The 14753-nt window shown below is 30.3% G+C and carries 11 protein-coding genes and 4 pseudogenes; 4 read left to right on the top strand and 11 right to left on the bottom strand.

Annotation, left to right across the window (positions count from 1 at the left end; all coding sequences use genetic code 11):
• Positions 1-79 precede the first annotated feature (79 nt).
• The 5 genes and pseudogenes from AT682_RS09425 to AT682_RS07295 form a co-directional block, all read right to left on the bottom strand.
• Positions 80-1420, bottom strand: a pseudogene (locus AT682_RS09425) (MmgE/PrpD family protein).
• 8 nt (positions 1421-1428) lie between these two features.
• Positions 1429-2795, bottom strand: a pseudogene (gene purB / locus AT682_RS07325) (adenylosuccinate lyase).
• A gap of 9 nt (positions 2796-2804) precedes the next feature.
• Positions 2805-3967 (bottom strand): annotated as a pseudogene (locus AT682_RS07320) (trans-sulfuration enzyme family protein).
• Between the two features lie 12 nt (positions 3968-3979).
• Positions 3980-5419, bottom strand: a pseudogene (gene dcuC, locus AT682_RS09420) (C4-dicarboxylate transporter DcuC).
• 3 nt (positions 5420-5422) lie between these two features.
• The gene (locus AT682_RS07295; RefSeq protein WP_002852401.1) at positions 5423-5785 is read right to left on the bottom strand and encodes a RidA family protein; all 363 of its coding nucleotides are present in this window, start codon (positions 5783-5785) and stop codon (positions 5423-5425) included.
• A 167-nt stretch (positions 5786-5952) separates the two neighbouring features.
• Between AT682_RS07295 and AT682_RS07290 the strand changes: the two genes are divergently transcribed.
• Positions 5953-6609 (top strand): helix-turn-helix transcriptional regulator, encoded by a 657-nt coding sequence (locus AT682_RS07290; RefSeq protein ID WP_002858310.1) that lies wholly within the window; start codon positions 5953-5955, stop codon positions 6607-6609.
• Here AT682_RS07290 and AT682_RS07285 read toward each other — a convergent pair whose 3' ends face one another.
• Entirely contained in the window at positions 6610-7080 is a 471-nt protein-coding gene (locus AT682_RS07285) for a Cj1386 family hemin-binding protein (protein ID WP_002858381.1), read from the bottom strand.
• Between the two features lie 56 nt (positions 7081-7136).
• Complete coding sequence (katA, locus tag AT682_RS07280) at positions 7137-8561, bottom strand: catalase (protein WP_002883883.1); 1425 nt, start codon at positions 8559-8561, stop codon at positions 7137-7139.
• Between the two features lie 170 nt (positions 8562-8731).
• Here katA and AT682_RS07275 point away from each other — a divergent pair, with 170 nt between their 5' ends.
• From AT682_RS07275 to fldA, 3 genes are read left to right on the top strand one after another with little or no spacing between them, the layout of a single operon-like run.
• Positions 8732-9046, top strand: a complete 315-nt coding sequence (locus AT682_RS07275) for a DUF2325 domain-containing protein (RefSeq protein ID WP_002855637.1) — start codon at positions 8732-8734, stop codon at positions 9044-9046.
• 2 nt (positions 9047-9048) lie between these two features.
• Positions 9049-9744, top strand: coding sequence for a hypothetical protein (locus tag AT682_RS07270; RefSeq protein WP_002882672.1), 696 nt, complete (start codon positions 9049-9051; stop codon positions 9742-9744).
• Entirely contained in the window at positions 9744-10235 is a 492-nt protein-coding gene (fldA, locus tag AT682_RS07265) for a flavodoxin FldA (protein WP_002855629.1), read from the top strand. Before AT682_RS07270 ends, fldA begins: the two co-directional genes overlap by 1 nt.
• Positions 10236-10279: 44 nt before the next feature.
• On the opposite strand, the gene AT682_RS07260 is transcribed toward fldA, so the two are convergent.
• The 4 genes from AT682_RS07260 to selA are packed head-to-tail and all read right to left on the bottom strand — an operon-like array spanning position 10280 to position 14699.
• Positions 10280-10810 (bottom strand): hypothetical protein, encoded by a 531-nt coding sequence (locus AT682_RS07260; protein ID WP_002882673.1) that lies wholly within the window; start codon positions 10808-10810, stop codon positions 10280-10282.
• A gap of 5 nt (positions 10811-10815) precedes the next feature.
• Positions 10816-11526, bottom strand: a complete 711-nt coding sequence (locus AT682_RS07255; RefSeq protein WP_002882674.1) for a bifunctional thiol oxidoreductase — start codon at positions 11524-11526, stop codon at positions 10816-10818.
• A 48-nt stretch (positions 11527-11574) separates the two neighbouring features.
• Complete coding sequence (gene selB / locus AT682_RS07250) at positions 11575-13380, bottom strand: selenocysteine-specific translation elongation factor (RefSeq protein ID WP_002882675.1); 1806 nt, start codon at positions 13378-13380, stop codon at positions 11575-11577.
• Positions 13377-14699, bottom strand: coding sequence for an L-seryl-tRNA(Sec) selenium transferase (selA, locus tag AT682_RS07245; RefSeq protein WP_002882676.1), 1323 nt, complete (start codon positions 14697-14699; stop codon positions 13377-13379). Before selA ends, selB begins: the two co-directional genes overlap by 4 nt.
• Between the last annotated feature and the right edge of the window lie 54 nt (positions 14700-14753).

Below are 14753 nucleotides of genomic sequence, written 5' to 3'. Positions count from 1 at the left end.
TAATTCCTAAATTAATAATAAATATTATAATAAAAAAGTGTAATGAAATTATCCTTCTTGTAAAAAGAAGGATAAATATTTAAAAAGAAAAGTGGTTTAAATTTTCTAGATTGATGATTTGATCTAGAATTTTGTTAGCTTTAGTATTATCAAGGTAAATTTGTGCATTGGCTAAAAATTTAGCTTTTAATTCTTCAAAACTTAGTGGATTATCAAAATTACCTTTATTGATAAAAACATCTTTTTGGATTATGCGTCCATCTTGCAAACTGGCTTCTAAATGCCCTGGAAAATATTTTGGAAAGCCTTGAGATTTCCTTTTTTTGTAACTGATTTTTTTAGCAAATTCTAGTACTTCTTCACGCTTTAAATTTTCATAAGATTCAAGAGTGATTTTACCATCAAAGAATCCTAGAGCCATTAAAAAAGGCATGGAAAATTTGGCCTCATAAGCACTGTTTGGAGTGTATTTTGCTTCTAAAGGATCGCAAATAAAAGAAATAGGAACTTCATCTACAAAACAACGAATGCTTTTGATTTCATCTGCTTTTAAGCCATCATTTTTTAAAGCTATGGCACAATCAATAAGACCATGAGCAAAATGGCAGCTTGGATAAGGCTTTATAGAAACTTGCATACTTTGCTAAATTTCACCCAAGCCTTTATCAAGTTCTGTTTTATCGCATTCTTGTTCTATACCAAAACATTTAAAGATATTATCCCTACCTTTAAAAATGCTTAGAGGTTCACTCATGTTATTTTTAGCAAAGTTAGCGATTAAAATTCCATTTTTAATGGCATTTGCTATATGTAAGACTTTTGAATTAGAGCCATTGGATAAGAACTCATTAATCCCACTTGCAAAACTTCCAGCAAGTCCTAAAGCATTGATGATTTGTTCTTTGTTAAGATCCAGCAAGATTGCACTTGCACTCACACTTCCAAAAATTCCTGCAATAGCAGTGGTATGAAAACCACGCTTATGAAAAGTGCCTTTGCTTGCAATGCCTACTCTAGCTGCAATTTCCCAGCCTATTATAAAAGCTTTGATGATTTTTTTCGCATCTTTGCTAACATGAAAACCATAACTTAAACAAAGAGGAGTTAAAATCGCACTTGCGTGCAAAATAGCTTCTGTATGCGTATCATCAAAATCAAGTGCATGAGAAGCAATGCCATTTAGCATGGCTGCATAAATGGGATCTAATTTTTTATCATGTACCCATACAGGGGTATTTTTTTCTGTGCTTAAATTTTCAAAAGCTTTAAAGGCATTTAAAACGCATTCTTCCTTACTCGCTGCTATAGCCGTTCCAAGGCTATCAAGCATAAGCTCTTTAGCTCTTTGAACAACTGTATTAGGGATATTTTCATACTGAAGATTGAAAATAAAATCCGCCAAAATTTCGCTATACAACATCGTTTTTCCTATTGTAAAATAGCATGATTTTGAATTTTCTCTAAAAATTCATCTACTAGTTTAGGTGCATATCCTACATAGGTTGTTGCATCAAGTAAAGCATCGATATCTTTTTCTTTTAAGACTTGAGATACTCTTGTATCTGCAAGCAATACTTCTTTGAAAGTTTTTTGTTGTTCGATACCTAGCATAGCGTTTTCATAAACGATTTCATGAGCGTGTTGTTTGCCGTAATGATCGCTTAGTGCAAACATAACGCGTTCTGCCAGTACAAAGCCTTTAAGAGTGTCAAGATTTTTAAGCATTTTATCTTTTTTAACTTCTAGGTCACTAAGAGCAAATTTCATATTTGCTAAAACCACAGAAAGCATTAAAAACATTTCAGGTAAAAGTTTCCATTCCATTTTCCAAACTTGCCCATCTCTTTCATGCTCGTGTCTTTCAATATCGCTTAAAATGGCTAAATTTGCCTTAAAGGCATTGCTTACTGTAACTGCATTTTCGCTTACTGCAGGATTTCTTTTGTGTGGCATAGTGCTAGATCCTACTTGTCCTTTGCCAAAAGGTTCTGCTACTTCATCGATTTCATTGTGTGAGAGTATGAGTAATTGATGAGCGATTTTGTTAAAAGTTGCATTGATATTGCCTAGTACAAAACCAAGCTCTATAAAGCGATCACGTGTGCTCTGCCAAGAGATATTAGGCACTTCAAGTCCTAAATTCTCTAAAGTTAGCTTTTCTACTTCGTTGCATTCATCGCTTAAACTCGCCTTGGTTCCAACAGCTCCTACTATGCTGCCTACATAAAGTCTTTTTTCAAGTTCAAGTATTCTTTCAAAATGACGATCAAGCTCGCTAAGCCAGATGGCTACCTTATGCCCAAAGGTGATCGGTAAAGCTTGTAAAGCAAGAGTTCTTCCCATCATAGCAGTGTTTTTATGGGTTTTAGCTAGTTTCGCTAAGGCTTTTGCGATAGCTTTTAATTCGCTTTTTACAAGAGTCATTGCTTCTTTAAATTGTAAAACCAGTCCTGTATCGATGATATCTTGAGTGGTTACTCTAAAATGTACATATTCGCCTAAATTATTATCGCAAGCTTTTTCTAATCCTCTTACAGTAGGAACTAAAGGGTGTTTGGTCTTTTTAAATTCAGCAAAGATAAAGTCCATATCCATAAATTTATAATGAGCTTTTTTGCGATCTCATCAGCTGCTTTTTTAGGGATAATTTTAAGTTTTGCTTGTGCTTTTGCTAAAGCTGCTTCAACATCGAGCCATTTTTGTATGCGGTTTTGTTCGCAAAAAATAGCACGCATTTCCTGCGTGCTCCATGAGTCTGCTAGTAATCTATGATCAAATACGCTAATTCCTGTCATCTTATCTCCTTATTTTTTAATACTATCAAAAGCTTGTGTTAAATCAGCAATTAAATCTTTAGTATCTTCAAGACCTATATGAAATCTTACAAATAGCCCTCTTGCACTTAGGTCTGTTGCAGTTCTAGGCGGAGTAGTTACGGTGGTTAAGCTTTCATATCCACCCCAGCTAGCACCAATTGAAAAGTATTCTAGTTTATCTACAAATTTAATAGCATCATCTTTGTTATAACCTTCTGCAAATTCTATGGTAATCATACCATTTGCACCTTTATGATCACGCATGAAAATTTCATGATTTGGGTGGGATTTGAGTTTTGGATAGAAAATTGTTTTAATTTCTTTTCTGCTTTGTAAAAACTCTACAATTTCATCAGCACTTTTTTCATGAGCTTTCATTCTTACATCTAGTGTTCTCATACCACGAAGTACTAAGTAAGCATCATCAGGACTTGTTGTAAAGCCTAAAGCTTCTGGAAGTTTGTCAAAATTTTTCCATTCTTTTTCGTTGATTACTACTATACCCATGGTTACATCAGAGTGTCCGCTAAGATATTTTGTAGCGGCGATAACTGAAATGTCTACTCCAAGTTCTAAAGGATTTAGAAAATATCCACTAGAATAAGTATTGTCAATAGCTACAGGGATATTATATGCATGAGCAATTTTGCAAAGTTTTGGTAAATCTATGATTTCATAAAGTATAGAACCTGGACTTTCGCATAGGATAAGCTTGGTATTAGGTTTGATTTTTTCTTCTATATCACTTGCATCAGCTTTTAAAAAATCAATTTCAACGCCTATTTTGTCTAAAAATAATTCGCAAATCGTTCTTACAGGCCCATAAATTGCATCAGTGATTAAAAAATGTGCATCTTTGCTTGCATAGTTTAAAAGTACCATGGCTAATGCTGCAAGTCCTGTTGGAAAAAGTTGTGCTCTATAACCACCCTCTAGAGTGCAAATAAGTTTTTCAAGTTCAAAATTGGTTGTTGTTCCTCTAGCTCCATAGCTTAAAACACGATCTGTTTTTCTTAATTCTCTGTATTTTTCCAAGTTGCGTGATCTTTAAAAAGTATGGTTGATGCACGCATAAGTGTAGGATTGACTGATCTTACTTCAGCACCTTGATCGCCTCTGCCACAATGAATAAGTTTAGTTTTTGAGTTCATTTTTTCTCCTTTTTAAAGATAAATATAAGTCATAATAACATTTACAATAGCCGCTACAAGCATAGGAATAGCTGTTCTTTTAACTACGGCAAAAGGACTTACTTTTGCAATAGCTGAGATAGCTAAGATCGCTGGTGCAATAGGACTAACACATCTTCCAAAGCCCGTCATAATTTGAATTGGTGCTATCATGGTGATAGTTTCAACTCCAAAGTGTTTTGCTATATTTGGGATAAGTGGAGCAAAGCTAAAAAATGCCGCATTTCCTGAACCCATTAAGAAAGCACAAACCGCAAGCAAGATTGAAACGGCGATAATAATAGCCAAAACTCCAAATCCTGCATTTTTGCAAAATTCTATTAAAGTATCTACAAAACCTACAGATAAAAGACCACTTGCAAATACTTGACCGCAAACGATGAGTGAAACTGTGATAACAAATAAATGTCCCATTCCTTTAAAGAAAATCATAATAGAATTAAGAGTTTCTACAACGCTTTTATAGCGTATCATTTCAAAAATAATAGCCACAAAAGTTGAAATCACCATTGCTTACTGGAACATTCATTTTAATTGCAGTGCTAGCAGCTGCTTTAACTTCTTGGGCACTACTTATTCCCATTAAAACCAAGATGCTATCAAGCACGGAACTAAATCCTAGGATTAAAACCAAAGGAATTATAGGTAAAATCGCATAAATTCTAGGAGGCTTTTTAAGTTCTTTTTCTTTACCTTCATTTTCATTTAGTTCTTTTTCAATTTCTTGTGCATTGAAGGCAAAATTATCTTTTTTGTCAAAAAATTTATTGCAAAGATATATCGCAATACCTACAGCTATAATGATAGGCAAGGTTGTAGGGAGTTGATAATGAACAAAATAAATTGCAGGATCAACTTCAGCTACTTTTGATGCCATGATCACATTTCCACTTCCAGGTCCATGATCGATATATTGACAAATCGCAATCACACTTAAGGCAGAAAGTTTTGAAACACCAGAAGTACAAGTATAGGATACATAGTAACCATAAGTAAAAGTGCCAAACCTGCGTGAGAAGGGATAAAAAGAACCAAAAATTGCACGATAAAATATGCAACTAAAAGTAAGATATAAGGGGACTTTACCATTTTTAAAGGTTTTTCAAAAACTTTAAAGAGTGTATAAGAAGCCCCAACATGATCCATATAAGCAGAAAAACCTGCTATAGTCATAAGTGTAAGTCCAAGCCCTGCTAATGTACTTGACATGGTTTGATTGAAAACTTGAAAAATATCAAAAAAACCTAAATTTAAAGAACCTTTAGCGACAATATGTGGAGAAAGTCCAAAAAGAGCAGCTAAGGAAAGTAAAAGTAAACCACTTAAAAGCAATGCCATGTGAGCATTGATTTTTTTATAAAGCATAAAAACAAGCAAAAAAACACTAAATAAAGAAAAAACAATACCTAGCATGTTTTATCCTTTTTGAGCGATGATCTCTATCTCTACTTTAGCTTTTTTTGGTAGATCTTTTACCGCAAAAGCACTTCTTGCTGGATAAGGAGCTTTAAAAAATTCAGCATAAATTTCATTGAATGCTACAAAATCATTAATATCAGCTAAAAAGCAAGTGGTTTTAATCACTTTATCATAACTGATACCATTTTCTTCTAAGATAGCACCGATATTTTTTAAAGATTGTTTGGTTTGTTCTTTGATATCAGAGCTTTCTATTTCTCCTGAAGCAGGGTTGATAGGAAGTTGTCCTGATATAAATAAAAGTCCATTTACTTCTCTGTAAGCTGAGTATGGACCAATGGCCTTTGGATAGTTTGACATGAATTCTCCTTTGTTAAATATAGATTAAGCAGAATGCATTTTATCACTACAATAATAATTTGTCAATAGTTTATTATCATAATAATAAAATTTTATTTTTAAGAAATGTTTTAAAGTATAAAGAGTAGAATTTAATATTATATTAATTTTTTATTGAAGGCAGTTTTATGGATGAGGGACAAAAACAACAATTTATAAAGTTGACATATTTTTTAGGAGAAGTTTTAGGTGAGCAATATGAGATAGTTTTTCATGTAATTACTGAAGATGGGGCCTATATTGCAGCAATTGCTAACAGTCATATTAGTGGAAGAAGTTTAGATTCTCCCTTGACTGCTTTTGCAAGTGAGCTTATGCAAAATAAAAAATATTTAGAAAAAGATTTTTTATGTGATTATAAGGCTCTTGTTGGAAAATCAAAATTAATTAGAGGATCTACTTTTTTTATTAAAAATCATGACAAATTAGTAGGTATTTTGTGTATCAATCATGATACTAGCATTATGAGAGATTTAATATGCAAGATGATTGATTTAGAAAAAATTGGAGATATGGGTGATATTTTAGGAAATATTAGTTTTTCTCAAAATGATTCAAGTATAGAAACATTAAGTCACTCGATAGAGGATATTTTAGTTCAAAGCGTAGATTCTAGTTATTTAAATTCTGATTATCAATTAAGCATTACTCAAAAAGAAGAAATTGCTGAAAAGCTATATGAAAAAGGTATTTTTAATATAAAAGGGGCGGTTCCTATCGTAGCAAAATTTTTAAAAATTTCAGAACCTAGTGTCTATAGGTATCTGAAGAAATTTAAAAAATAACTAAAATTTTTTGATAAATTTTAGTATTTTTAGGCTTATTTTCTTTAAAAAATTATTTTTAGATTTTTTGAGTAAAAATTCTGCCACATCTTTGCGTCCAAACATAATAGCAAAAGTATAAGGTGTCATTCCTAAACCATTGTTTTCATCAATATTTGCTCCATATTTAACTAAAAGTTCACACATAGGTAAGTATCCTTTAAAACAAACTCCCGCTAATGGGGTTTGTCCGCGATCATTTTTTTCATCCACTTTTGCACCTTTTTCTAAAAGCATTTTAGCGCTTTCATAAGAATTATTATAAGCTGCAAGCATAAGCAAGCTATCGCCTTTATGAGTTTTTAAATTTACATTTAAACCTGCTTCTATCATGATTTTAAGATTTTCACATTCATTATTTCTTGCAAAATTAAAAGCCATTTTGCAAAGCTCTTCAAATCTTTTTTCTTCTTCTAAACTAAGAGTTGTCATTGTTTTTCCTTAATTATTATAATCTTTAGTTTGCCACCAAAAGTGGCAAGTAAAAATTATTTTTCTAAAGCTTTTTTAATTCCTTTTGCATAATCAGGTGAAATTTTTTCAAAATGTTCTAAAGCTCTAGTGATAATTTTTTCATCAACTCCCTCCATAGAAGTGGCGATATTATGAAAAAGTTGAGTTTTTTGATCATCATTCATAAGATTAAATAAAGCTCTTGGTTGAGTATAAAAGTCATTATCTAGTGGAGCATATCTTTGTGCTACGCCTTCTAAGACTAAATCAGGTTCAAGATAGCTTTTGTCTTCTTTTGGGCTATTATCATAGCTGTTTGGTTCATAATAAGCTGCATCATTTTTATAACTATCAAAATTCATAGCACCAGCGACATTGTAAGTATTCACTTCGCTTTTTGCACGATTTACGGGCAAAAGATGATAATTAGTTCCTATTCTATATCTTTGTGCATCAGGATATGAAAAAATTCTAGCTTGCAACATTTTATCAGGGCTAAAGCCAATTCCAGGAACGATATTGCTTGGACTAAAGGCAGCTTGTTCAACTTCATTAAAATAATTTTGAGGATTTTTGTTTAGAATCATTTCGCCTATATCCATCAAAGGCACAAGACTATGAGGCCAAATTTTTGTTAAATCAAAAGGATTAAATCCAAGTTTTTCTATATCTTTTTCAGCAAGAATTTGAACTTGAACTTTCCATTTTGGAAAATCTTTATTTTCTATAGCATTATAGAGATCTCTTTGATGACTTTCTCTATCTTTTGCTATAAGCTCGGCAGCTTCTTGGTTGGTAAGATTTTTAATCCCTTGTTGGGTTTTAAAATGGAATTTCACCCAAAATCTTTCATTTTTATCATTAATAAAACTATAAGTATGGCTTCCAAATCCATGCATATGACGATAACTTGCAGGAATTCCTCTATCGCTCATAAGAATGGTTACTTGATGTAAACTTTCAGGACATAAACTCCAAAAATCCCAAGCAGCATTATTACTTCTTAGATGAGTTCTTGGATCTCTTTTTTGAGTATGGATGAAATCAGGAAATTTATAAGCATCACGGATGAAGAATGTCGGAGTGTTATTTCCTACCAAGTCCCAGTTTCCTTCTTTGGTGTAAAATTTAATAGCAAAACCTCTCACATCGCGTTCAGCATCTGCTGCACCTGCTTCACCTGCTACTGTTGAAAAGCGTAGAAAAAGAGGAGTTATTTCTCCTTTTTGAAATATTTTTGCCTTAGTATAAGCAGATAAATCAGCAGTGATTTTTATTTCGCCATAAGCTCCACTTCCCTTAGCATGAACGGTTCTTTCTGGAATTCTTTCTCTATTTTGATGAGCAAGTTTTTCAAGCAAAAGATAATCTTGCATAAGTAAAGGTCCTTTTGTGCCTGCACTTAATGAATTTTGATTATCGGCTATAATGTTTCCAAAATCGTTAGTTAATTTTTTCATTGTTTTCTCCTAAATAATAAATTTTATTAACTAGTAAATTATATCTATTAAAAATTAAAATTAACTGAATAATTGCATTTTATTGATGATAAATTTCAAAATAAATTTAGTTTTTTTATATTATAATAATAATTATCAAAATATATTTTAAAAATCACAAAGGAGAATTTATGTCAGTTTTGGTTATTGGTGCAGATGAAATCACTCCTATTAGAGCTGTTTTACATGATTTAGGTGCTAAAAAAATAGAACACTGGGATGCGCGTAATGAAAATAGAGTTAACCGCAAGCCGATTCCTTGTGATACAGAATGTATAGTAATGTTAACAAGCTTTTTAAATCATAATACTATGAAAAAAATCAAAAATGAAGCTAAAAAGCGTAAAATTCCATTAGTTTGTGCAAAAAGAAGTGTAAGTTGTGTGTATTGTGAATATTGTAAAATTTTTAATCTTAATAAAGAATTTTCTTGCTATAAAGGTTAAAGATGTTATTTGGATTTGATGATAAGCGAGAATTTATACCGCAAATTTATCGCTATTTAAACAATCAAGAGCTTATGTTGACTTTTTTAACTCAATATAATGCGAGTGTTGATAGCGCTCTAAAAATTCCTCTTTTATATGCAAAAAATACCAAGAGTTTAAAAATGATATTTGGAAATTTTTTACATGATATAATGCATGTTTCATTTGGTAAGATTCAAAATATAAATATCAAGCTTAATACATACGCTTTTTACTTTCAAAAAAGAAAAAGCTTGATTTTTAATACTAAAATATCTAAGAATATCGATCTTTTAAGACTTTTAAGAATTTATCTTTATGGTATTTGTTTTGATGCACAAATTTTATTTAGCTCTTATGTTTATGATAAGGTTTCTTTTCAAAATAATGGAAAAAATATAGATCAAGATGGTAATCTTATTATAATAGATAAGAAATTTGCAATTTTACCACTTTGCAAAGAGATTAATACATATAATTTAAAAATTGAAAATGAAATTCATGAATTATTGAATTTAATAAAAGAAAACAATTTTGAAAAATTTTATATTGTTTGTCCGCGTAACAAAAATTTCACACATTTTATTGAAATAAAACATTTTTTGTGTGATTTAAACAAAACTATGTTAAAATTAGTTCCGTATAAAATATCAAATCAAATTATAAGGAGAAAATAATGTCAGTAGCAGTAATCTATGGTAGTGCTATGGGAAATACAGAAGGAGCGGCTAATACAATTGCTTCAAAACTTGGAATTAGTGATGTTTTTAATATCTCAGATATTGATGCAGCTAAAATGAATTCTTACGATAAATTAATTTGTGGAACTTCAACTTGGGGAAGTGGTGATTTACAAGATGATTGGGATGGTTTTGATTTTTCAGGGCTTAGTCTTGGTGGAAAAACTGTAGCTGTATTTGGTATGGGTGATAGTGAAAGTTATTCTGACACTTTTTGTGGTGGCATGGGTAAATTAGCTCAAAATTTAAAAGATGCAGGTGCAAATTTGGTAGGAGAAGTTTCAACTGATGGTTATACATTTGAAGCAAGCGATGCGGTTGTAGATGGTAAATTTGTTGGACTTGCTCTTGACAATGATAATCAAGAAGATCAAACTGAATCAAGAATTGATGCTTGGGTAGAACAAATTAAACCTTATTTTGCTTAATAATTCTTAAAATCAAGAGTCTTTATACTCTTGATTGTCTTTTCTTAAAAATAAAAAAAACTCACTATTTGATTTATAATTTTATTTTCTAAAGATAATTGACAGCGTTCTTTATTTCCAAGATAAGCTGTTCTTGCAAGAAGACTTGTTTTTTGAGAATTGTGATTTTTAGAGTTGATTTGTAAATTAACTTGCATAGTATAGTAGTTTTCTACCATCCATTCTCCATCACTTTCCAAAGGATCAAAATCATAAAAAAATCTTGCTGAAGTTGTGATTTTTTGAGCATAAGAATGCTTTTTCATATCTATAAGATTGATTAAAATTTCATAATCTGCATTCTCTTTTGCTTCTTTTAAGCCTAAATTTTTAAGTTTTAAAGCCAAATCTCTATCCAAAGTAGTTCGAAGTTGACTAGGATTTTGAAAGGAAATTTTAAAACTTTGTTGTTTTTGTGATCTGATAAAAATGCCTTCATTACTTGTTTGAATAAAGCTTTGTATGAAAGTTGCATTGGTGCAAGCACTCATAAAGAGTGCTATAAAAAAGCTTACAATTAAAGTAATTTTAGACATTAGGTTTATTTAATAATAGTTGGAGTAGCACTAAGACCTAATGAGCGATATTTTTCATATAAAGAAAAAACTTCTTTTAATTCTGCATCGCTTACTTTTGGATAATTTTTGATATTTGCATCATAGTATTTGTTTAAAATTGCGATTTTTTCTTTATCATTTTTTGCTTTTTTTGCTTCCTTGTAGATTAGAGCGGATTTTTCAAAAGCAGATTTTCCATGTACTGGAGTTAAAATATAATTAACTTGATAGTTTTTAAGTTCATCATCAATTTGAGCTAAATGTTCTCTACAATAAGGGCATTCAGGATCTGAAAAAACATAAATTGCAGGTTTATTTTTATCTCCCAAAGCTATTACCATGGTTTCTTTTTGTGCTACAGCTTTAGCATTTTTTGTAAAATTTTCTCTTGCTTCTTGAAATTTTTTCATTTCATATTCTTGAGCATAAGAAATTCCCGTTTTCAAGTCGATAAGATCAGGGGTAATAAGACTATCTTTTGTAAAAAGAATATTTTCTTGTTTTTGTCCATTTAATTCAACGCTTACAATAACACTTTCAAAACCCGTATTACCAATCTTTTGACGATTTGATACACTAACGGTAGCATTTGGAAATTGTGCTTTAATGCTTTTTGAATAAAAATCACTAATTTCTGAATTACTTGCAGCAAACAAAGATGCTGAACAGGCAAGAATTAAACTTAATTTTTTCATAGTTTATAAATCCTTTAAATAAATTATGTTTAATTCTATAATGATTTTCTAAATGTTTGTTAAAAATCTTTTTTCAGCTTCTTTACTTACTTGAGGAAATTTGTCTAAGTATTCTAAATAAGCAATAGCATACTTTCTTGAAAGATTAAAATATTCTTTCATACTTTGCACATCAAGACTTTGATTTTTTAATAAATTTAAACATTCTTGCATAAGTTTTTCAAGAGCTTGTTTTTCTATAAAAAGATTGTGTGAAAGTCTTACAACCAAGCCTTTTTGGGTAAGTTTTTTGAGTATATTGTCCCCGCTTTTTCTATCAAGTTCTAAAAAATCATAAAGATTATAAGGAGCTTCGGGTTTAATACCTTGTTTTTTTAAAATTTCATATAATTGATTATTGTTTTTTTCTTGAAGTTTTTCAAAATCTATGCCTTTTTTAAAATAAATTCCATTTTGAAAATCCAATAAATTTGACATCTCTTTAAGCCCAAGTTCGCAAAAATTTTCACTTGCCCAAGTAATCCTTAAAGCTAAAGAATGTGCTGAAAGCATGGCATAAGGATTTTTTTCAAGTATGAATTTGATGAAATTTTTAATTTCTTCTAGGCTTTGTAAATGATATATATTAAGATTTTTTTCATCGACAAATACTTGATTTAATTCTTTTGCTAATTTCAATGCTTTTTGATGAGAGAGTTTAAATCTTTGATAGCTTGAAAGCAAACCAAAACCATATTTATGTGCGTCTTTTAAGAAAGAAAAAGCTGCTTTAAAATCTTTATTTTTCAAAAACATTAAAAATTTATTTTTTTGTTCTTTTTTTAAAGGTTCGCTTAAAGGATTTAAAACCTTACCACCGCCTATAACACGATTGTTTTGTAATAAAATAAAAGCCTCATCAAAACTTAAAAATACATTTTTATCAAAACTAAAATGCACAAAAAATTCATCATTTTCTAGTTTTTTTAATATATTTATTTTGCATTCTATTTGTCTTGAACCCACGCAAAAAATCATTTTGATATTTTGTAAATTTTTTGCTTTAACTAAAGCATCGCATTCTTTAAAGGCTTTAAAATAACCTTTTTTACTTAGCAAATAACCTTTTTTTAACTCTTTATAATCACAATTTAAACTCAAAGCCACACGGTTACAAGCTTTGATTTGTTCTAGATTGATATCGTGATTTTGTATATTTTTAACAATGAGTTCTTTTTGAGTGTCTAAGCAGATGATTTTTTCATTTAAAGTGATACTTCCTTCATTCAAGCTGCCTGTAACGACGGTTCCTATGCCTTTTAGAGAAAAAACTCTATCGATATAATAATGAAAAATCAGCTCTTCTTCGTTTTCTTTGTTTTCTATGGTATAAAGATAATTTTTTAATTCTTCTATGCCTTGATTATTTTTTATACTGGTGCGAAATACTTTTAAAATGGGATAATCTAAATTTTTTAACTCTTCTAAAATTTCTACACTTTTTTGCTCTATATTTTCACAAAGATCGCATTTGCTAAGCACTAAAATGATATTTTTAATATCAAGAATTTTTAAAATTTCTAAATGTTCTAAACTTTGTTCTTTTAAACCTTCGTTAATATCTACGACAAATAAACAAACACTAAAGCCAAAAGCTCCACTTACCATAGTTTTAACCAAATCTTTATGTCCTGGAACATCGATAAAAGAAATGTTTTTATCTTTTAATTTAAGATTTGAAAAACTTAAATTAATGGTGATTTGTCTTTCTTGTTCTTCTTTTAAACTATCGCCTTCAAAACCATTTAAAGCTTTAATGAGTGAAGTTTTTCCATGATCAATATGTCCTGCAGTTCCTATAATAACAGATTTCATAAGTTTTCCATTTGATTGATTGTAAGAATAAGTTTTTGAAGTTCATTTTCTCGTATAGTTCTAAAATCAAGAACAAATTCATCATTTTCAATGCGTCCTATAATATTTTCTTTTCTAAATCGAGTTTGTAGTTTTAAAGCATCTCCTTGAAAAGTTAGTATATAAGTATCTAAACTTTTATCAGGCATAGAACCTCCTCCTACTAAACTTTTGCTTTTTTTAAGCTGGGTTTGAAAATTTAATTCTTTTTGCACTCTTAAAGCTTTTTTTTCTATAAAGGATAAGTCATCATTTAAAAGTTTTAAGGTAATAATTTTTTTATAATCTTTTTGCAAATAAGCTTTTAAGCTTTCGTTTAAAAAAGATAGGGTTAATTTATCCACTCTTAGCATTCTTAAAAGTTGATTTTGTTTAAGTTTTTCTATGAGTTCTTTTTTTCCAAGTATAATGCCTGCTTGCGCACTACCAAAAAGTTTATCTCCACTAAAACTTAAAATATCACATTCTTGTACGAGTTTTTTGATTTTAGGTTCATTTTTAATCAGCTTTTCATTTAAATTTTCACACCAGCCAGAACCTAGATCATAATAACTCAAAAGCCCTTTTTCTTTTGCTAGTTCATGTAGATCTTTTATATTTACTTCACTGTGAAAACCCATAAGAGCGAAATTAGACTTGTGGGTTTTTAAAATTAGAGCGGTATTTTCACCGATAGCTTGTTCATAGTCTTTTAAGTGTGTTTTGTTACTAGTTCCAACTTCGCAAAGCTTTACACCTGCAGCTTTTATCACTTCAGGCACACGAAAACTTCCGCCAATTTCTACAAGTTCTCCTCTTGAGCTTATGACTTCTTTATCATAACAAAGAGAATTAAGCACTAAAAAAACTGCCGCAGCGTTGTTATTGACTACTAAAGCATCTTCGCATTCAAAAAGCATTTTAAGTTTTTCCAACACCAAAGCATAGCGAGAGCCTCTTTTTCCATTTTCTAAATCAAACTCTACATTAGAATAATTACAAATGATATCTTTACACGCTTCATAAAGTTCTTCATGGATTACACTTCTACCAAGGTTTGTGTGTATAACCACTCCGCTTGCATTAATCACACTTTGTAAATCTTTGCGGTAAAAAGTTTTGATTTCTTTTTTGATTTCTAAAAGTAGTTTATCTTTAGAAATTTCATCTTGGGAAAAATTTTCTTTTAGTTTTGCGACAACTTTTTTACAAAAAAATGCTTTGATATAAAAAGGATAGGATTTTAAACTCTCATCTTCAATAAGAGTGTTAATCTGTGGAAAAGTTCTAAATTTGTTCATCTTAAGCCTTAAGAAAATATTTGGTTATTTTAACATAGAATTTATAAAATGATG

Source organism: Campylobacter jejuni (genome assembly GCF_001457695.1).
In the GTDB taxonomy this organism is placed as follows: domain Bacteria; phylum Campylobacterota; class Campylobacteria; order Campylobacterales; family Campylobacteraceae; genus Campylobacter_D; species Campylobacter_D jejuni.
Note: the sequence above shows the minus strand (reverse complement) of the source record. Positions and strands in the feature narration are given on the sequence as shown.

Bases quoted from the DNA above. Each gene is read 5' to 3' on its own strand.
- AT682_RS07295 (WP_002852401.1), bottom strand. From the start codon at position 5,785: ATGTCAAACTATCCAAAGGCCATTGGTCCATACTCAGCTTACAGAGAA.
- AT682_RS07290 (WP_002858310.1), top strand. From the start codon at position 5,953: ATGGATGAGGGACAAAAACAACAATTTATAAAGTTGACATATTTTTTA.
- AT682_RS07285 (WP_002858381.1), bottom strand. From the start codon at position 7,080: ATGACAACTCTTAGTTTAGAAGAAGAAAAAAGATTTGAAGAGCTTTGC.
- katA (WP_002883883.1), bottom strand. From the start codon at position 8,561: ATGAAAAAATTAACTAACGATTTTGGAAACATTATAGCCGATAATCAA.
- AT682_RS07275 (WP_002855637.1), top strand. From the start codon at position 8,732: ATGTCAGTTTTGGTTATTGGTGCAGATGAAATCACTCCTATTAGAGCT.
- AT682_RS07270 (WP_002882672.1), top strand. From the start codon at position 9,049: ATGTTATTTGGATTTGATGATAAGCGAGAATTTATACCGCAAATTTAT.
- fldA (WP_002855629.1), top strand. From the start codon at position 9,744: ATGTCAGTAGCAGTAATCTATGGTAGTGCTATGGGAAATACAGAAGGA.
- AT682_RS07260 (WP_002882673.1), bottom strand. From the start codon at position 10,810: ATGTCTAAAATTACTTTAATTGTAAGCTTTTTTATAGCACTCTTTATG.
- AT682_RS07255 (WP_002882674.1), bottom strand. From the start codon at position 11,526: ATGAAAAAATTAAGTTTAATTCTTGCCTGTTCAGCATCTTTGTTTGCT.
- selB (WP_002882675.1), bottom strand. From the start codon at position 13,380: ATGAAATCTGTTATTATAGGAACTGCAGGACATATTGATCATGGAAAA.
- selA (WP_002882676.1), bottom strand. From the start codon at position 14,699: ATGAACAAATTTAGAACTTTTCCACAGATTAACACTCTTATTGAAGAT.